Below are 19,160 nucleotides of genomic sequence, written 5' to 3' on the forward strand. Positions count from 1 at the left end.
ATCGAACAATTGTGCGTAGTTAGCGGGGGTGGTAGCTCGATTAGGGGGTTATGGCGTTAAAGCGGGTAGTAAAAGCCCGGTTTTAGCCGAACGGGAAGGGTGTTCTAGCTCCTTCGGGGGTGGGTAAATATAGCTAGTTCCCTAAATACGTATTGCAATACGCCTAGATGAAAGTGCATTGTTAAAACAGTTGGAAATATAGATAACCCGTGTCCCCCAATTGGCACATTGCACCTACAAGGGGAAAACAGCCATGACAGCTAAGACAGCCATGACTCTGACCGAAACAGCGACCACATTGCCTCGTGGTCCTCAGAGGGAAGGTCTCTACCACCCGTCGAACGAACATGATGCGTGTGGCGTGGCCTTTGTTGCCGACATTTACGGTCGCCAGACCCATGACATTGTGGAAAAGGGCATCCAGGCACTGGTCAACCTCGACCACCGCGGTGCCGCCGGCGCTGAGAAGACCACCGGCGACGGTGCCGGCATTCTCATTCAGGTTCCGGATGCCTACTACCGCGCTGAGCTGAGCAAGGAAGGCGTTATTTTGCCGCCGGCCGGCACCTATGCCACCGGTATTGCATTCCTGCCGCAGTCGCGCATGGCCACCCTCGATGCCATCCGGGCTATTGAAGACATCTGCGCCGAAGAGGGCATCGAGATCTTGGCATGGCGCGATGTGCCGATTAACGCTGACGGGCTTGGCCAGATGGCTCGCCAGGCTATGCCGGTGCTGCGTCAGCTCTTCGTTACCGCGAAGAACTACGAGGGTCGCCAGCTCAGCGATATCGATCTCGACCGCAAGATGTTCTTCCTGCGTAAGCGCTGCGAGCGTGAGCTGGGTGAACAGGGCGCCGGCGAGGGCTCTGGTGGCGACACCGTGTACTTCCCGTCGCTGTCCAGTCGCACGATTGTCTACAAGGGCATGCTGACTACTCCGCAGTTGAAGGATTTCTACCTTGACCTGCAGCAGAAGGAAGTCACTTCCGCGCTCGCCATCGTGCACTCACGCTTTTCCACGAACACTTTCCCGTCCTGGCCGCTGGCACACCCGTACCGCTACGTCGCTCACAATGGCGAAATCAACACTGTGCGCGGCAACGAGAATTGGATGCGTGCCCGCGAGTCGCTGATTCGCTCTGGCAAGCTGGGCAACATCGACCGCGCACTGCCGGTGTGCGACCCCAACGGTTCTGACACTGCGCGTTTCGACGAGGCCCTGGAGTTACTGCATCTCGGTGGTCGTAGTCTCCCGCATGCGGTCATGATGATGGTTCCGCAGGCCTGGGAGCACGACGACAACCTCAGCCCGCAGGTTCGCGCGTTCTACGAGTACCACGCCTGCCTGATGGAGCCGTGGGACGGCCCCGCTGCCATCTGCTTTACCGACGGCCAGGTCATCGGAGCCACCCTGGATCGCAATGGCCTGCGCCCGGGGCGCATCTGGGTGACCGACGAGGGCCTGGTGGTGATGGCCTCCGAAGCTGGTGTCCTGGATATCCCGCCGGAGCAGATTGTGCAGCGCACGCGCGTGCAGCCGGGGCGCATGTTCCTGGTGGACATGAAGGCCGGTCGCATTATTGAGGACAAGGAGATTAAGTCCACGCTGGCCGCCACCGGTCCATACGAGGAATGGATCAAAGCGGGCCTGGTCGACATCACCGACCTGCCACGAGAGCGCTACCAGTACATGCCGCATGCCCGCGCGGTGTTACGACAGCGCGTCTTCGGCATCACCGAAGAAGACGTTGACCTCATCATCCGCCCGATGGCACTCACCGGCGCGGAGGGCCTGGGTTCGATGGGCTCAGACACGCCGATTGCGGCACTGTCCAACCGCCCTCGCATGCTGTTCGACTTCTTCTCGCAGCGGTTCGCGCAGGTGACCAACCCGCCGTTGGACTCGCTGCGCGAAAAGTCCATCACCAGCATGAATACGTTGCTGGGGGCAGAGACCAACATCCTGGAGCCCACCGCCGATGCCGCCCGTCGCATCCGGCTTGAGCATCCAATCCTGGACAACCACGACTTTGTCACCCTGTGCCAGGCGGGCAAGAACGAGGAGTATTCCGAGTTCCGTGCCGAGGTCATCTCCGGTCTGTACCCGGTCGCCCGCGGTGGCCGCGGCCTGCGCAACGCTATCCGTCGTGTCCGCCGTGAGGTCTCTGAGGCCATCGACCGTGGTGCCCGACTGATTGTGCTGTCTGACCGTGAGTCCAACGAGCGCTTTGCCCCTATCCCGTCGCTGCTGCTGACCTCCGCGGTTCACCACCACCTGGTGGAGGAGCGCACTCGCACGCGCGCCAGCCTCATCATTGAGGCTGGCGACGCCCGCGAGGTGCACCACATGGCCATGCTGCTGGGCTTTGGTGCCGATGCCATTAACCCATACATGACTTTCGAAACCATCGATGAGCTGCGCATGAAGGACCAGCTCGGAGCTCTGACGTTGGATCAGGCCTGCTCGAACTACTGCAAGGCTGCCTCCAAGGGCGTGCTGAAGGTCATGTCCAAGATGGGTATCGCCTCACTGCAGTCCTACCGTGGCGCTCAGCTGGCCGACACCGTCGGTCTGTCGCAGGAGTTCCTGGACGAGTACTTCACCGGCGCTGTTTCTCCGCTGGAAGGTATTGGTCTCGACGAGGTCGCAGAAGATGTTGCCGCCCGTCACCGCAGCGCATTCCTGCCGCGTCCGGAAGAGCAGGCACACCGTGAGCTGGATCTCGGCGGCGAGTACAAGTGGCGTCGCGAAGGCGAGTACCACCTATTCAACCCGGAGACAATCTACACGCTGCAGCATGCGACCCGCACTGGTCAGTACGCGGTCTTCCGCGACTACACCAACAAGGTTGATGAGCAGACCAAGCAGCTGGCAACTCTGCGCGGCATGCTCGAGTTCGCCTCAGATCGCGAGCCGATCGACATTGAAGAGGTCGAACCGGTCTCGAGCATCGTCAAGCGTTTCTCCACCGGCGCAATGAGCTATGGCTCCATCTCTGCGGAGGCACATGAGACGCTGGCCATCGCTATGAATCGCCTGGGCGCCATGTCCAACTCCGGCGAGGGCGGCGAGGACCCAGACCGTTTCGAAATGGAGGCCAACGGCGACTGGAAACGCTCTGCCATCAAGCAGGTCGCATCGGGCCGCTTCGGTGTGACCAGCCACTACCTGTCCAACTGCACCGACATCCAGATCAAGATGGCCCAGGGTGCAAAGCCCGGCGAGGGTGGCCAGTTGCCACCGAACAAGGTCTACCCGTGGATCGCGGAAGTCCGCATCACCACCCCGGGCGTGGGTCTGATCTCGCCGCCACCGCACCACGACATCTACTCAATCGAGGATCTGGCACAGCTCATCTACGACCTCAAGAACGCCAATCCGCGCGCCCGCATTCACGTCAAGCTCGTCTCCGAGCAGGGCGTGGGCACCGTCGCCGCTGGTGTCTCGAAGGCGCATGCCGACGTCGTGCTGATCTCCGGCCACGATGGCGGCACTGGTGCCTCGCCACTGACCAGTCTCAAGCATGCTGGCGGTCCGTGGGAGCTGGGGCTCGCTGAAACCCAGCAGACCCTGATGCTCAACGGGCTGCGCGACCGCATCCGCGTGCAGTGCGATGGCCAGCTCAAGACCGGTCGTGATGTCGTGGTCGCGATGTTGCTGGGTGCTGAGGAGTTTGGTTTTGCCACCGCTCCGCTGGTGGTTGAGGGCTGCATCATGATGCGCGTCTGCCACCTGGACACCTGCCCAGTCGGTATTGCCACCCAGAATCCGAAGTTGCGGAGCAAGTTCACCGGCCGTGCCGAGCACGTGGTCAACTTCTTCACCTTCATCGCCCAGCAGGTCCGTGAATACCTCGCTGAGCTGGGATTCCGTACCATCGATGAAGCGGTCGGACATGCCGAGTGCCTGCGTCTGCGCAAGGATCTGGGCAACCTTCCGCGCGTCGCAAAGCTTGACCTGGAGCGAATCCTGCACGTTGCCGAGAGCCCCTTCTTCGTGGACCAGGATTCCTACTGCACGAAGGCGCAGGACCACGGGCTTGAGGGTGCGTTGGACGAGCGCCTCATCGACGAAGCGCAGCCCGCGCTGCGTACGGCGCGCGCGAATGGGTTGGCGCCGACGCCAGTGGCGCTGCACCACGCCATCAGCAATGTGAACCGTTCCGTGGGCACGCGGCTCGGGTACGAAGTCACCAAAGTCGCAGGTAAGCAGGGGCTTGCCGACGACTCCATCGTCGTCAACCTGCTCGGTTCCGCCGGTAACTCGCTGGGCGCGTTCCTGCCGGCCGGTGTGACTATCAAGCTGGAGGGCGATGCCAACGACTTCGTCGGCAAGGGCCTATGCGGAGGCAAGATTGTGGTCCGACCTTCACGTTCGACCCCGCCAACCGCGGATGTGGCTACCGACACGATTGCCGGCAACGTCATTGGTTTCGGTGCCACTAGCGGTGAAATCTTCGTCCGCGGCACCGTCGGCGAGCGCTTCTGCGTGCGTAACTCCGGTGCCACGGCCGTGGTCGAGGGCATCGGTAACCACGGTTGCGAGTACATGACCGGTGGCCGCGTCGTAGTGGCGGGCCCGGTCGGTCACAACTTCGGCGCCGGTATGAGTGGCGGTATCGCCTACCTGCTGGATAACGAGGCGACGCGGGCGAACATCAACACCGAGTTGGTCGACATCGTGCCTCTCGACGATGAGGACATCAGCTGGCTGGAGGCAACGCTGTCGAAGCACCGCAAGCTCACGGGTTCTAAGACTCGGTTCCCGGCCGCACAGTTCATCAAAATTATGCCGCGTGATTACGCCCGAATTCTCGACGTAGTCGCGAAGGCAAAGGACAACGACGCTGACATCAACGAGGCAATCATGGAGGCAGTAACCAATGGCTGATCCGAAGGGTTTCATGAAATTCCAGCGCGAAGAGCCTGCTCATCGCCCGGTTCCGCTGCGTCTGATGGACTGGAAAGAGGTCTATGAGGAGGCTAGTCAGGAGCACCTGCAACAGCAGGCGACCCGCTGCATGGACTGCGGCGTGCCGTTTTGTCACTCGGCCTGTCCTCTGGGCAACATCATTCCGGAGTGGAATGACCTGGTTCGTCAGAACCGCTGGCACGAGGCTTTCGAGCGCTTGCACGCCACCAATAACTTTCCCGAGTGGACCGGTCGCCTGTGTCCGGCTCCGTGCGAGGGCGGTTGTGTGCTCGGCATCAATGATGATGCCGTGACCATTAAGAACATCGAGCTGGCCATCGTTGAACGCGGCTTCGATGAGGGCTGGGTGCAGCCGATTGTGCCGACTTTCGACACCGGCCAACACATCGCTGTCATCGGCTCCGGGCCGGCGGGCCTTGCTGCAGCACAGCAGCTGACTCGCGCCGGGCATGATGTCACGGTCTTCGAGCGCGACGACAAGATTGGTGGTCTGATGCGCTACGGCGTGCCGGACTACAAGATGGAGCAGCGTTTCCTCGACCGTCGTCTCGAGCAGATGGAAATCGAGGGCACTGAGTTCCGCACCAACATCTCACCGACGGCTGCTGACCTGGCAGAATTCGATGCAGTGGTCCTAGCTACCGGCGCGTCACTGGCCCGCGACCTGCCTGTCGATGGCCGTGATTTGGAGGGTATTCACCAGGCTATGGAGTACCTGCCGGGTGCCAACCGCGTTGCCGCAGGCGAGCTCGACACCCCGCCGATTGATGCGAAGGGCAAGAAGGTCGTTGTCATTGGCGGCGGTGACACCGGCATTGACTGCTTCGGTACCGCGCTGCGCCAGGGAGCGGCGTCCGTCACGCAGTTCGATATTCGCCCGCGTGCGCCGAAGTCCCGTGCGGCGTCGACTCCGTGGCCGATGTATCCGCTGGTCTGGCGTGTGGCCACCGCTCACGAAGAGGGCGAGTACACCATCACTGGTTCCGAGCCACCAGAGGTTACCGAGGCCCTTGGACTCAACGCCCGCGTTACCGGTGAGACTCTCGGCAAGCGCGTCTTCAACGTCAACACCGTCTCCTTCCACGGCGAGGACGGTCACGTGACCGGCCTGTCCGCCAACGAGGTCGAGGTCATCGATGGCAAGCGCGTGCCCATGGAGGACACGGATTTCGAACTCGATGCCGACCTAGTTCTCATCGCGCTGGGCTTCTCCGGTCCGGAGCGCGGCGGTCTGCCCCATGAGCTGGGGATTCAGTTCAACGATCGCGGTGTGATGATGCGTGACGACGACTACCTCGCCGTGCGCAGCGACATCGAGCAGAACTTCGACGGTCCGGTGTTCGTGGCCGGTGACAATGGCCGCGGGGCCAGTTTGATTGTGTGGGCTATCGCCGAAGGCCGCGCCTGCGCCGAGGCTGTGGACCAGTACTTGATGGGCGAGTCCAATCTGCCGCGCGCTGTCGAGCCGGAGGATGCTCCAATTAAGTTGTAAGCCCTGGTTTAGTTCACCACTATGTTGCCGCGTGCCCCCATTTCGGCATGCACCATCTGGTGGTCGACAAAGCGGTACGTGCCTGGCTCCGGGAATTCGGCCTCAACATAACCACCCTGCGCGGCACCGAGGTCAAGGGCTTGGGCACCGCCCACGCCGTCGTCAAGCAAAAGCGCGCCCTCCTTGTACACGCGATGGAACTGCGTGCCGACGATATGGAAGCTCGTGCCCTTGTTGGGGCCGGCGGCAAGTACCCAGAAACGTACCGTCTCACCTGCGCGAATGCGAATTGGGTGGGTGAGATACTGGTCGGGGTAGCCGTTGAACTTGTAGATATCGGGGTCCTCGGCCATGGTCTTGTCGGCGTCGGGGCCGTCCTCGCCCCAGTAGCTTTCCGACTGCACCAGAAGAACCTCGTGGTCAACATCAGTGAGATTCGGTGGGTCGATGATGACGGCACCGTGCATACCGGCAGCGATGTGCATGGACATGGGCATGGTTGCGCAGTGGTACATCCAGATGCCCGCGCGGTCGGCACGGAAGCGGTACTCAAGCTGTTCACCAGGGGCAATGTCGCGCATAGGCTCATCCGGTGCAACGATGCCCGCGTGGAAGTCGATGGAGTGACTCATCGTGCCATCGTTAATGAGCGTGACGACGAACTCGTCGCCCACCTTGCCGCGCAGAGTTGGCCCCAGCGGTTTGCCGTTGAATACCCAATGCTGCTGCTCGACGCCAGGGGCAGCGTAGCCGGTGAACTCGCTGGCTCGCAGGGTGACGTGGTGGACTGTGGTGTCCTCGGCGGGCGTCAACATTGGATTGATGGTGGGGGAGTCCGGACCGGGCTGTTCGCCGACATTCCCGAGTGCGCCTGGCGTTGCGTGGTCGGAGTGGCCGCTGTTCCCGGTGCGGTGTGAATGATTCGAGCCACCTGCATTGACCGTGAGCGTCATGCCCATCTGGCGGTGACCAGCAATGGTGCACCAGCCGTCAATGTCACCGGGAACAACCGGCACTTCAATGGTGGCGGAGTTGCCAGGGGCGACACGTCCGGTGTCCTCGCCGGTGGCCAAGCGCAGATCGTGGACCTGGGAATCAGCGTTGACCATGGTGATGACCAGTCGGTCGCCGGGGTTCGCCTCTATAACGTTCGGGGTATAGGTCATATCGTTGGCAGTAACCGTCACCTCGACGGTTTCTCTGGTGGGCGCAACATCGCTGGTGGTTTCAATGCTTCCCGTACCGCCACCGCCACCGCTCAGCGCAACGCCGACGGTTACTACCAGGCCCAATACAGCCAGAGCAGCGGTAGTTTGAGCACCGAGTCGACGTGCAGTTGCGTGCAGTTCGACCGGGTTCCGCGTTGCTTCCTTGTTGGCCCGTGCCTTCTGACTCTCTCTTAACGCACCAATCTGAGCCTTCGCGGCACGGCCGACAAGTGGCAGATAAGACACCAAGGCAAGGGAGACCATTGCGGAGACCGCCACTTTGGTCCAGGAAGGCAGCGGCATCAGCCACAGTGCCAGACCAATATTGATGGTCGACCAGCGAAATGCGCCCGCGCGGTCAAGTTCCTTCATACCGGCAGAGACTGGGCCAGCACCTCCGCCGATGGTGGCGGGCAAGAGTTGGCTCATCATGCCGATAAGCAACTGGGCGCCGAAACCGATTACCAGCGGCAGCGTGAGGGATGAGATTACGAAGCCGTCGTCAAGCGCCTTGACTGTGGCGACTGCGAGTGTGCCGATTAGCCAGACGACTGCAGCTGCAGCAGACAACGCCGGGTAGCTGAGGCGGTCGCGCGGGTCTTTAGCGACAGTCATGACGTTGTGTGCCCACGGGATGGCGGCTATGACCCAGCCGATAGTGATGATGCCAAGGCCGACGGAGGCGAACCAGTTGAAGCTGGTCAGTGCACCGATTGTGGTAGTCGCGATACCTATGAGCTGTACTGCTAGTGCCAGCTTCGGGCGGGAATGCGGCGACATCTGGGTTCGCCACAGCGCTGGGAACATGGTGATGAGCGTGCCGCAGGCCGCGAGCCCGAGGAAGCCAATGAGGTTGATGGCTTCATGTGCCAGTAGGAGGTCGTCGTGAAGCGCTTCGCCCTTCGGAGATGCGAGGATGGCGCCGAGCGTGGCGCCGATCGGCAGTAGGCATGCCGACGCGACGTAGTACGCAACGGAGATGGCGAATGGTCGATTGCGCTTCGCTACCAGGTCGCGTCCGAGGGAAATCGCATGCCATGCGACGGCGACGCCGACGACCGCTGCGCCGGCGGTGGTCACTGGCCACCAATCACCCAGCTTTCCGATGACTGTTGTGCCAATACCTACGTTGAGCAGGTAAATGTTTGCTAACTGAATGTGCCGATTGCCATCGGGCACATCGATTTTCAGTAGTTTCTCGGTGAAGTGGCGGCCCCAAATGAGGATGGAGTTGGTGACGGCGCCGAGGGTAAAGAGGTGCACCAACAGCCAGCGCCCATCGGAGACAAATGGGTGGACTAATGCGGCCACAATGATGGCAGCGAACCACCAGCGCACCGGCATACTGGCCTTGCGATGCCAGGACATGCGGTGACTCTTGCCAGGTTTAGAAGGTGGTTTGGTTGTGGGGGCTTGGGGTTCTGGTGTGGCGGGCGACGACATATATCAATAATACGCATACTAGTTGCGTATTTAATAGGGGTGCATGTAAGAGTGCTTTTATTTGGGCAGGTCTTCGCCGTTTTTGTAGGCCTGCCAGAACTGTGTGGTCTGCTGTGTCCAGACCGCATTGACACCATCGTCGGCAGGGCCTGTCGGTAGTGTCGCGGTGGACACCGGTGTGGACGCGGCGCGCTGCATCAGGCTGCGGACATCATTCAGACTGACAGTAGTGGCCGTTCCATTAGTTAGGGCGGTGAGGAGGGCAGTGAACTCCTTCATGGAGTTCACGGAGCCGCTGCTGTCAATGATTCCTTCGCTGCGGTAGTAATCCAGTAGCGCTCCCAGAATTTCCTGCTGGTGGTTGATGCGCGAGAGGTCACTGCCACCCGTTTCGGTCTTGCGAGCGCGAAGCTGTGTGACCACACCTTGGCCGGAAAAGTGCTGCTCACCTTTGCCTTCGCGGACGATGCGACCGCCGTCATCGACGGGGAGGTCTGCGCCGCCGAGGCTATCGATGATGCCGGTGACACCGTTGAAAGTGGTGGCGATGGTGTCATCGATGGGAATCCCAGCTTCTTCAGTAATCGCCATGGCTGCGCAGTCCATGCCCGCTTGGGCTGATCCGCGGTCATCGACATCGGCGACGGATCCGTAGGCGAATGCGGAGTTCAGTTTGTCCTTTTTGCCGGAGTGCTCGGTGGCGTGAGAACCAGCGCAGTCGGGTAAATCTACCAGGGAATCTCGCGGCACAGAGACAATGTCAATCCACTCCGGATCGTGACGCATACGCATGAGCATGATGACATCTGAGCGGTGTCCCACCATGGATGAGTCTTGACTATCGACACCAAGGATGAGCAGTGTCTCTTGGTGCGTGGCCGATGTGTCGGCGACGTTCTGTGTCTGACTCATCCGGTTTTGAATCAGCATCAGGGTAGCAAGCAACAGCGCCATCACCGTTAGAACTGAAACGGCAGTAATCAGTGCAGCAAGGAAGGGCTTTCGGATGATGAAAGCGCGTGCCCGACGCGTTGATGATGTGCTCACGGGGGAAGTGTAACCCTTTTGTCAAAAACGATTGTTTGAGTATTCACGCAAATACTTCCTTGAATAAGCATCTCAATAAAGAGGTGATTTTGCATTAATTGCAATCGTCAGGAAGTGGTTACGTTAGAAGTTAGTTTGTACAGCTAGTTATATGAATGTAAACAGATTGAAGCTTCGGTAAATAGTTGGTGAAACATTGTTTTACCAGGGAGAATGATGGGTGGAAAGGGTGGCTTTTTGGCTACCCGAACGATGGGGTAGCCCTTTGGGGTAGGAGCTGTAAATGTAGTTTATATCGCATAGTATGCCAAGCCTGTGGAACGCATTGTGCGTTAGGAAATTTAACCAGCAGTAAAAGGCATAAGAATGTTTATCCGAGACTGGAAGCAGCTCGCCTGGTGTGTATTTGATGTACTCGCTTGGCTGGTTGCGCTGTCCGCCGCTAACGGAATCGTCCGCGGGGAATTGGTATCTTTCTCTGAGATATCAGGCACTAATTTTTTGGTTGTCGCCGTCGCCGTAGTCGTCATTGTCCTGCTAGGCCTGCTGCTCGGGGAGTACACTAACCCGCAACGCGTATGGCCCGGCAGTCGAACTGAAGATATTGTTCTGCTGACCATCAGCATGGGTGGCGCTACCGCAGCCACTGGTTTGGCTCAAATTCTGAAGACCGTCCCGGAAATTGCGTGGTACGTTCCGTTCGCCGGTGGGTGTGTCGCAACTTTGGCAAGTATCTATACCCGAACTCTCGCTCGCTGGATCACCAACAACTTTGGTTCCCGTCAGACGGATGATCGCTTGATTGTTCTCGGTGCAGGCCGTCGAGCCAAGTTTTTTATTAACAGCCTTACGGATTCCGGTATTTCCCGTGAGAACCGCTTCCACTTGGTTGGAATCGTCGATCCCGAAGAAAGCGGCGAGAACCATATTTCTCGTATCCATGGTCTCCGCGTGATTCGTGGCATTGATCAGCTGGGCGAAGTCGCATCGCGCACTTCGGCGGAGTCGGTCATTATTGCGACTGATGAGCCACTGTCCACTGAGTGCATCAACGTCCTCAACCACATTTGTGAGGAATCGTCCCTGCGCCTGCTCATTCTGCCGCCGGTGGAGGAGTACTCGCGCCACCGTGGCGCTGTCGCTACCTCGCAGGTGCGCGAAATTAACATCGCCGACCTCATTGGCCGTCAGCCCCTACACCTGGATGAATCCAAGGTCGCTTCGATAATCCGCGGTAAGAAGGTGCTGGTCACAGGCGCTGGCGGTTCTATCGGTTCCGAGATCTGCCGACAGGTTCACCGCTTTGAGCCGGCAGAACTTATCATGCTGGATCGCGATGAGGGCGGCTTGCATGCCACTCAGCTGTCGCTGACGGGTTCGGCGCTTCTCGACGGCTCCGATACCGTCTTGGCTGATATCCGTGACGCGGAAATGCTGACGCAGATCTTCACCGAGCGCAAGCCCGATGTTGTCTACCATGCTGCAGCTCTCAAGCACCTGCCGCTGCTGGAGAGCTACCCTGCAGAAGCAGTGCAAACCAATGTCATCGGAACCCAGAACGTCCTGGATGCAGCCGCTGCGGCCAATGTTTCAACCGTTATTAATATTTCCACGGACAAGGCTGCGAACCCAGCCTCGATTCTGGGTGAATCCAAGCGCGCCGCAGAACGTCTGACTGCGCACATGGGGCAAACTCACGAAGGTGTCTGGGCATCTGTCCGATTCGGTAACGTGTTTGGCTCGCGTGGCTCGGTCATTACGACTTTCCAGCGTCAGATTGAAGAGGGCGGCCCGGTTACGGTGACGCACCCTGACGTTCAGCGCTACTTCATGACCATTCCGGAGGCATCGCAGCTGGTGCTGCAGGCTACCGTTATTGCAGAGTCCGGTGAGACTCTGGTGCTGGAGATGGGTAAGCCGGTCAAGATTGCTGAGCTGGCGGAGAACCTTATCAGGCTCCATGACGCAGACGTAGAGATTGTCTACACGGGTCTTCGTGAAGGTGAGAAGATCTCCGAGGACTTGGTTGATGACCGCGAGGTTCCCAAGATTGGTGATCGTCATCCGCTGATCACTGAGGTACGTGTTGAGCCGGAACGGCTGAATTCGCGGATTCTCCAGTGCACACATAATCACGATGCTTCACGTCGTTGGCTTGCAGAGCTCGGTGGGGCGCAAAGCAGTATTGCGGCGTATCCCGCTGATGCACAATCACTTGCAACCGCTAGCTCGAAAGCAAAATAGTTAGGATGACTCCCCACCGTGACAACCACCAGCTCCTCTAACTCCGGGCAGCTGGCGCAAAGAGTTCGAACAGTTGCGACGATTTCGGCAGCTTCAGCGCTCGCCGCAGTCGTCGCCTTTGTGGTCAGTATTCTTTCCGCGCGAGTGCTGGGGCCCGCCGGTCGAGGCGAGGTCGCTACCGTTTTGCAGTTCGCCTATATTGTGGCGCCCTTCGTCGGCTTTGGGGCCGATCGGCTTTTGCTGCGCCGCGATGATTACGACCACGGTCTCATTCCGAGTGGTTTCGCCATGACTGTGGTCGCTCTGATTGCCTGTGCCATCGCAGGTGTCGTCTACGGACCGTGGACGGCAATGGCCGGCATTGTCGCCTTGGTTACCGTGTCATTTTCCATGGTTCGTGCGATGGCTATCAGCCGCCATCGAGTGTCTTTCTTCGTCGCAGTATTCGTCTGTTTCCAGGGCTCAGTGCTGCTGATTAGCACTGCGCTGTATTTCGCTGGAGTCGAGGACTGGCGCTGGTGGGCTGCGGCCTACATCTTCCCGGCGCTGCCCCTGGCAATCTGGTCGCTGGCGAAGTCACGCGAGCATACCGATTCCCGTGTCGGCGGAGTGGTAGAGACGGCTCGTACAAATGCCCCGTTCATCGCATCGGGTCTCGGACCGCTGACGACCACACGCTTGGGGCGCGTTTTACTGCCGGCGCTGGCCTCGCCGGCGTCGTTAGGCCTTTTCGTGGTCGTGGCGACGGCGACAGAGCCGCTGTACTGGGTCGCGCAGTCAGTCGCCGATCAGCGCACCAGCGACCAGAGGGGTCGCGAACTCACCCCGTCTCGTGTGCTCCGACACCTTGGCATAGTCACTGCAGCGTACGGCGCGCTTGGTGCGCTCGGTGGTATGGCACTCTACTTCCTCATCGTGCCGGTATTCGGCCATGAGTTTGAGCCTGCTCGGGAGTTGGTGCTGCCACTGACTATCGCGGCCGTGGTGCTCGGCTGCTACCGACACCTGTGCGGTGAAATTCTCGGCAGCGACAATCCCCGTCGAATTGGCCGAGTGGAGCTCATTTCCGCCGTTATCGCTGTCATTTGTTACCCGATTGGCATTCTTCTCGGAGACGCCCTCGGTCTCGCGTGGACCAGCGCAGTTGTCTACTTTGCAGCAGCCGTTGTTGCCGCAGTGGCGTTGATGCAGCCGAGCAGAGGCCCGAAAAATCCATCAACCACCAACGAAGAACTTCCCGTCGACGTAATCGAGGAAAGCTAAACAATGCGAATCACTTATATCCACCAGCACTTTGTTCTCCCCGGTGAGCCGGGTGGTTCCCGACCCTACGAGTTTGCCCGCCGAATGGCCGCTGCAGGCCACGAGGTGACAATGATCTGTGGTCGCGATGAGGCCATGGATAAAACGGTCGATGGCATCCACGTGCGTCGTTTAGCGATTCCGTACCGCAATGAAATGTCGAAGCGCGAGCGCATCGTCAGTTTCTTCAACTTCCTGGTGCGCGCCTCCGCGGTTGCTGCCCGTGTGCCTGCCGACGTGATTTACGCGTCCTCGACTCCGCTGACTGTGGCGGTTCCGGGAATTGTGGCGAAGTTTACCCAGCGTGCGTCGTTGGTGGCGGAGATTCGTGACCTGTGGCCAGAGGTGCCAATCAAGTTGGGCTACCTCAATAATCCGGTGGCGATTTTCCTGGCCAAGCAACTGGAGAAGGCATTTTATGCGGCATCGAGCGAGGTCGTGGCGCTGTCGCCGTCGATGGCCGATGGCGTCAAAGAGGTCGCTCCGAAGAAGCGCGTGACCGTCATTCCGAATGCGTCGGACTTTGAGCGTTTTGATGTCCCGGCCGAGCAGCGTGCAGCTTTCCGCAAGGAGCAGGGCTGGGGCGATGACGTGGTGGCGGTCTACGCCGGTGGTTTTGGCATGTCCTACCAGCTGGAGTGGCTTGTGGATTTGGCGGCGCAGCTGCGTCGTGATGGCGTGGAGAATGTGCGCTTTGTCCTGCTGGGGCAGGGAAGCGACTCGGATGCGTTGTACCAGCGCGCCGAGAACGCTGGCCTCGATGCCGATGCGATGTTCCTCGGCCGTCAGCCGAAGGAAGATGTCGCCAAGTACGTGTCTGCCGCCGATATCGCGCTATCACCGCTGCGTGATGACCCCTGCCTGGAAGGCAACTCCCTGAACAAGGTCTTCGATGCCATGGCCGCATCGCGTCCGGTGGTATTCAACCACGGTGGCTGGCTGGAGGAAGCCGCAACCGAGCACGATGCCGGCTGGCGTCTCTCGCGCGATATTCCGACTGCGGCCAAGCGATTCGCTGAGATCATCTCCGACCGCGATGAGATGCGCGCAGCGGGACAGCGAAACCGCGAACTGGGTGAGAAGCGTTTTGCTCGTGACAGCCTGTACAACCAGCTCATCGAGGTACTCAACCGCGTTCGAAAGGTTCAGAAGTAATGACTAACGCCGACACTAACAAGCCCAATGAGCGGATCTTTCTTTCGCTCGCGACAGTCACCGAAGCAGAAGAACAGGCCGTCGTTCGTGCACTCCACTCTGGTTGGGTGGCTCCGTTGGGTCCCGAGGTAGACGCGTTTGAAGCGGAGATTGCCAAGCGCTGCGGTGTTGAGCACGCGCTCGCGCTGTCGTCTGGAACTGCTGGCCTGCACTTGGCGCTGCTCGCGCTGGGGATTGGTGAAGGTGACTACATCCCGGTTTCCACCATGACCTTCGCGGCCACGACCAACGCCATCGCTTACGTCGGCGCTACGCCGGTGTTTGTCGATGCCGCAGAGGACGGCAACATCGACCCTGAGCTGCTGCTCCGCACCGTCGATGAACTGCTTGCCGAGGGCAAGAGCGTTCCCGCCGTGATGATTGTGGACCTCTTCGGCCGCTGCGCCGACTACCCGGCCTTCGCGCCACGCCTGGAAGAACTCGGCATCGCGCTCATCGAGGACGCCGCCGAGGCGCTCGGTGCCAGCGTCGATGATCAGCCGGCCGGCAGCTTTGGCCGTGCCGCCGCGCTGTCTTTCAACGGCAACAAAATCATGACCACCTCCGGCGGTGGCATGCTGCTGTCCAACGATGCTGATCTCATCGCCCGCGCGCGCTACCTGTCCACGCAGGCGCGTCAGCCCGTCGCTTGGTACGAACACACCGAAATCGGCTACAACTACCGTCTTTCCAATCTGCTTGCCGCGCTGGGGCGGGCGCAGCATTCGCGTCTGGACGACATGATTGCTCGCCGTCGCCAGATTCGCGACGCGTACCTAGATTTGCTCGCCTCGCTTGACGACGATGCCCCTGGTAAAGGTACCCGCTTGCTCTCTGACTCCGACGAGCGGTTCACCGAGAACTGCTGGCTGACCTCGATTGTGCTGCCACAGGATGCCGTCGATAAGGGCGTGCTGAGCCCGGACAGCGTGATTGCGGCGCTGGATGAGTCCAACATCGAGGCTCGTCACCTGTGGAAGCCGATGCACCTGCAGCCGGTGTATGAGGGCGCGCGAGCGACCATCAACGGTACCGCTGAGAATCTTTTCTCCCGCGGCATTACTCTTCCTAGTGGTCCGGCGCTGGACGATGACGACGTCGCGCGGGTGATTGGTGTTCTGAAGGAAGTGCTGGGATGACCAAAGCTATCGACACGGGAATAGCCCGGATATCGCAACTGACAGCTATCGAGGCGGTTCTGTGGCTATTCTCAGTCGTCGTAGTGACATCGTGGACGGATCCGCTGCAGGGGGCGCAGATCGGTACCATTTTGTTGGCTTTTTTCTGCCTGCGTACTTTCTTGGGCAACGGCGGTCGGACAATCACACCGTTGGGCGTATTTGCGCTTGTGACCCTGTTTACGGCAGCTTTTCCTGCTTACGAAGCGTGGGATGACACAAGAGTTTCAACCGAAGCGTTGCGCACGGCCGTTGGCCTCACCTACTTGCTGACCTTTCTCGTGACCATGATTTCTTGGCGCTTTGGTCGAGAAATTCGTTTCGATAAAAAGGTGCTTCCTGGCCGGTGGCTTTTCATCCTCATCGGCCTTGCGCTGTACGCGTTTTCGTACCAATTCCGCGCCTCTAATCTACTGCCTGGCATCATTATTGAAAGCCCGGCAATTGTGGGAATCCTGCTGGTTTCCTTTGGTGCCTGGTGGTCGCGATCGGTGATTCTCCTGGTTTTGTCATTGCCAGTAGTGCTAGGCATGTCGGCGGTGTACGTCCTAGATATTCATAGTGGACAAGGCCGCTTGCGTATCGCAGCTGTGGGGCTTGGGCTCTTGGTGTTGTTCGCGATTCGTGTGCGGGGTTTTTGGATCAAGCTTCTGGCCATTGTTATGGGCCCTGGTGCGTTGATGGTGTTTGCAACGCTGCGTAAAGCTCACCAGGAGAGCATCAATAAGGGTAATTCAGCTAACCGCACTGGTCTGGAATCTTTGACTGATCCATTTGTTACCTTCGCAAATCTGGTCGACCTGCATGAGCAGGGACGCTTTGAATTTCAAGGCGGAAAAAACCTGCTGACTCCGCTAACGCCGATTGCGCCGGAGAGCTGGGATTTGCCTCGTGCAGTGGGGTACGAGTTGGTTAAGTATTGGAAGCCAGAGAAGGCAATCCCGAAGTACGACTGGTATTCGGTGGCCGCTAACGCTACCGGTGAGTGGTACTGGATGTGGGGCAGCATTGGTGTCGTCATCGGCGGATTAGTACTCGGACTCGGCATTGCCCTGTTTAACTGGGGAGTTACTCGCGGACATGCTGCACTGCAGACGCGCTGGTGGGCGCCAGCATTGTTTATTACTGCAGTGACTTTCGCGGCTGGTCTGGGTGACCTTATTTGGGGCGGCCTGCATATTTACTGGTTCCGGACGCTGCCGCGAATTGGTCTTGAAATCGCAATCGCATTCTTCGTTGCCTTTGTGGTGGGAATCGTTTCCTTGTTCCGCAGTGACAAGACTAGGTTGACCGAAAGTACCGAGGAAGAGGAACTCACTTCTGAGCCAGTGCAGGCGGTAAATGCTATCGAGCGAGTTGCCGATGAACCTGTATCTGAGACGGATTCGGAGCCGGAACCAGTCTCTGAAGTGGAACCAGAACCAGTACCCGCAGCCGAGCCCGAACCAGTCATGGTCGCCGATAGCGGAGAGCAGGTTGTTCCGGAGTCGGGGCCAGCGGTGACCGTCGTCAAGCAAAGCGCGCCTGACAACAAGAATGACAACACCAAACTGCGCGTTGCGGCAGCCGCGTTTGCGACGGCTGGGGCGGCAGGTGCGATTGGTTGGCTGGTTAGGACGCGCCCGAACGCGGAGGTCGATGCGCGTGCCGAAAAGCTCTTGCACGAAATGTTCAACGAAAAGTAGGAGATAACCAGTGGATTCATTGGGCATCCGCGCGCAGCGAGCAGTCAAGCGTGGCATCGACATCGCAGCCTCGGCGGCAGGTCTGATTGTGCTGTCCCCGGTGCTGGGCGCCACGGCCTTGGCAGTGCGAACCTCTATGGGCAAGCCAGTCCTGTTCCGTCAGGAACGTCCGGGCAAGGACGGCGAACTGTTTAACATGCTCAAGTTCCGGACGATGCATCACCTCGATCCGGCAAAAGGGCTTGTAGACGACGCCTCGCGCCTCACCGAGGTGGGAAAACTCCTGCGCTCCACAAGCTTGGATGAGCTCCCGGAGCTCATTAACGTCCTGCGCGGCGACATGAGCCTCGTCGGCCCGCGCCCACTGCTTGTGAAATACCTTGACCTCTACACGCCTCGCCAGGCACGTCGCCATGAAGTTCGACCGGGCATCACTGGCCTCGCACAGGTGTCAGGGCGCAACGGCCTTTCCTGGGAGGATCGCTTTGAGCTGGACGTTCAGTACGTCGACAATTGGTCATTGCTTGCCGACGCCAAAATCCTCCTCGACACCATCCTGGTCGTGCTTAAGCGGGATGGGATTGCGGAGGAAGGCCAGGCGACGATGACGGAGTTTACTGGCCAGCAGGAGAAGGAGAGCACTTGCCAGGAGACTTCTAGCTAGCGTTGGGCTCTTAAGCTAGCGCATTTTTGTTATCGCAGTGTTTTCTTAACCTTTGCGGGAACCCCGGCGACTAGCGTGTATTCGGGCACATCCTTGTTCACTGCTGCACCGGAACCAACGTATGAACCTTCGCCGACGGCCACGCCCGGATTGATAACGGAGTTAGCCCCAATGGTGGATTCCGCACCGAGAGTGACGAATCCAGAGATGGCGGCCAGCGGGAAGATACTTACAAAATTATTTGTCACGGCATCGTGGCCGACCTCCACGTTTACGTGAACTTGGCAGTGAGCGCCGATTTCAATGTTGCAAGTGATTCGCGCACCAGGGCATACAACTGTGCCCGGACCGATGCTGACCACAGCACCAATTGTTGTGTCAGGATGAACCAAAGTTGCAGGAATAAGTCCAGTGGAATCTGCACGGTGAGCAATCGAGCGTCGAGCAGCGCCGTTGCCGATTGCAACTACGTAGTGCACGTCCTTAGGCAGATCCTTGAGAATATTGGTATCGCCTAGGTACTCGATGCCTAGCTTGTGGAAATAGGTCATATCCGGGGTGCCATCATCAATGAGCCCCAAAATCTCCCATTGCTGTGGCAGTCCGTTTTCCACGGCGTAGTCATTGATATCGCGGATATGGCTAGCCACTTCGCGCCCAAAACCGCCAGCGCCGACGATGACAATCTTTTCGGTCGTCGTGTTGTTAATCCACTGCTTTGGCATGAGTGTCATTATCCCACTGATAGCCGTTTTTAGCCGGAGCGC

The 19,160-nt window shown here is 59.2% G+C and carries 11 protein-coding genes; 8 read left to right on the forward strand and 3 right to left on the reverse strand.

Annotated features, from left to right (window positions below; genetic code table 11):
* Positions 1-271 precede the first annotated feature (271 nt).
* Both gltB and HMPREF2849_RS02225 read left to right on the forward strand, forming a co-directional pair.
* On the forward strand, positions 272-4,894 hold the full coding sequence (gene gltB, locus HMPREF2849_RS02220) for a glutamate synthase large subunit (protein ID WP_070862563.1): 4,623 nt from the start codon (positions 272-274) through the stop codon (positions 4,892-4,894).
* Complete coding sequence (locus HMPREF2849_RS02225; RefSeq protein ID WP_070862548.1) at positions 4,887-6,428, forward strand: glutamate synthase subunit beta; 1,542 nt, start codon at positions 4,887-4,889, stop codon at positions 6,426-6,428. Before gltB ends, HMPREF2849_RS02225 begins: the two co-directional genes overlap by 8 nt.
* Positions 6,429-6,436: 8 nt before the next feature.
* On the opposite strand, the gene HMPREF2849_RS02230 is transcribed toward HMPREF2849_RS02225, so the two are convergent.
* Together HMPREF2849_RS02230 and HMPREF2849_RS02235 are read right to left on the reverse strand one after the other, a co-directional pair.
* Positions 6,437-9,004, reverse strand: coding sequence for a multicopper oxidase domain-containing protein (locus HMPREF2849_RS02230; RefSeq protein WP_070862549.1), 2,568 nt, complete (start codon positions 9,002-9,004; stop codon positions 6,437-6,439).
* A gap of 132 nt (positions 9,005-9,136) precedes the next feature.
* On the reverse strand, positions 9,137-10,126 hold the full coding sequence (locus HMPREF2849_RS02235; protein ID WP_141737765.1) for an LCP family protein: 990 nt from the start codon (positions 10,124-10,126) through the stop codon (positions 9,137-9,139).
* A gap of 366 nt (positions 10,127-10,492) precedes the next feature.
* Between HMPREF2849_RS02235 and HMPREF2849_RS02240 the strand changes: the two genes are divergently transcribed.
* Genes HMPREF2849_RS02240 through HMPREF2849_RS02265 form a run of 6 tightly spaced genes read left to right on the forward strand, consistent with a single transcriptional unit; the run spans position 10,493 to position 18,393 of the window.
* Positions 10,493-12,370 (forward strand): polysaccharide biosynthesis protein, encoded by a 1,878-nt coding sequence (locus HMPREF2849_RS02240; RefSeq protein WP_049189807.1) that lies wholly within the window; start codon positions 10,493-10,495, stop codon positions 12,368-12,370.
* A gap of 18 nt (positions 12,371-12,388) precedes the next feature.
* Positions 12,389-13,633 carry a lipopolysaccharide biosynthesis protein gene (locus HMPREF2849_RS02245; protein WP_049189806.1) on the forward strand — a complete coding sequence of 415 codons (1,245 nt, stop codon included), beginning with the start codon at positions 12,389-12,391 and terminating at the stop codon, positions 13,631-13,633.
* A 3-nt stretch (positions 13,634-13,636) separates the two neighbouring features.
* Positions 13,637-14,827 (forward strand): glycosyltransferase family 4 protein, encoded by a 1,191-nt coding sequence (locus HMPREF2849_RS02250; protein WP_049189805.1) that lies wholly within the window; start codon positions 13,637-13,639, stop codon positions 14,825-14,827.
* Positions 14,827-16,005, forward strand: a complete 1,179-nt coding sequence (locus tag HMPREF2849_RS02255; protein ID WP_070429098.1) for a DegT/DnrJ/EryC1/StrS family aminotransferase — start codon at positions 14,827-14,829, stop codon at positions 16,003-16,005. Before HMPREF2849_RS02250 ends, HMPREF2849_RS02255 begins: the two co-directional genes overlap by 1 nt.
* The gene (locus tag HMPREF2849_RS02260; protein WP_070429099.1) at positions 16,002-17,729 is read left to right on the forward strand and encodes a hypothetical protein; all 1,728 of its coding nucleotides are present in this window, start codon (positions 16,002-16,004) and stop codon (positions 17,727-17,729) included. The genes HMPREF2849_RS02255 and HMPREF2849_RS02260 overlap by 4 nt, the downstream gene beginning before the upstream one ends.
* Positions 17,730-17,739: 10 nt before the next feature.
* The gene (locus HMPREF2849_RS02265; RefSeq protein WP_070429100.1) at positions 17,740-18,393 is read left to right on the forward strand and encodes a sugar transferase; all 654 of its coding nucleotides are present in this window, start codon (positions 17,740-17,742) and stop codon (positions 18,391-18,393) included.
* Positions 18,394-18,422: 29 nt separating this feature from the next.
* On the opposite strand, the gene HMPREF2849_RS02270 is transcribed toward HMPREF2849_RS02265, so the two are convergent.
* A complete protein-coding gene (locus HMPREF2849_RS02270; RefSeq protein ID WP_070429134.1) occupies positions 18,423-19,118 on the reverse strand; it encodes a NeuD/PglB/VioB family sugar acetyltransferase in 696 nt (231 codons plus the stop codon).
* Positions 19,119-19,160: the final 42 nt, after the last annotated feature.

Origin of the sequence: Corynebacterium sp. HMSC073B01, from assembly GCF_001838255.1 — a bacterium.
GTDB classification, from domain to species: Bacteria; Actinomycetota; Actinomycetes; order Mycobacteriales; family Mycobacteriaceae; genus Corynebacterium; species Corynebacterium jeikeium_D.

Excerpts from the sequence above, each read along its gene's own strand:
- HMPREF2849_RS02270 (WP_070429134.1), bottom strand. The coding sequence starts at position 19,118 with ATGCCAAAGCAGTGGATTAACAACACGACGACCGAAAAGATTGTCATC.
- HMPREF2849_RS02260 (WP_070429099.1), top strand. The coding sequence starts at position 16,002 with ATGACCAAAGCTATCGACACGGGAATAGCCCGGATATCGCAACTGACA.
- gltB (WP_070862563.1), top strand. The coding sequence starts at position 272 with ATGACTCTGACCGAAACAGCGACCACATTGCCTCGTGGTCCTCAGAGG.
- HMPREF2849_RS02240 (WP_049189807.1), top strand. The coding sequence starts at position 10,493 with ATGTTTATCCGAGACTGGAAGCAGCTCGCCTGGTGTGTATTTGATGTA.
- HMPREF2849_RS02225 (WP_070862548.1), top strand. The coding sequence starts at position 4,887 with ATGGCTGATCCGAAGGGTTTCATGAAATTCCAGCGCGAAGAGCCTGCT.
- HMPREF2849_RS02230 (WP_070862549.1), bottom strand. The coding sequence starts at position 9,004 with ATGTCCTGGCATCGCAAGGCCAGTATGCCGGTGCGCTGGTGGTTCGCT.
- HMPREF2849_RS02255 (WP_070429098.1), top strand. The coding sequence starts at position 14,827 with ATGACTAACGCCGACACTAACAAGCCCAATGAGCGGATCTTTCTTTCG.
- HMPREF2849_RS02250 (WP_049189805.1), top strand. The coding sequence starts at position 13,637 with ATGCGAATCACTTATATCCACCAGCACTTTGTTCTCCCCGGTGAGCCG.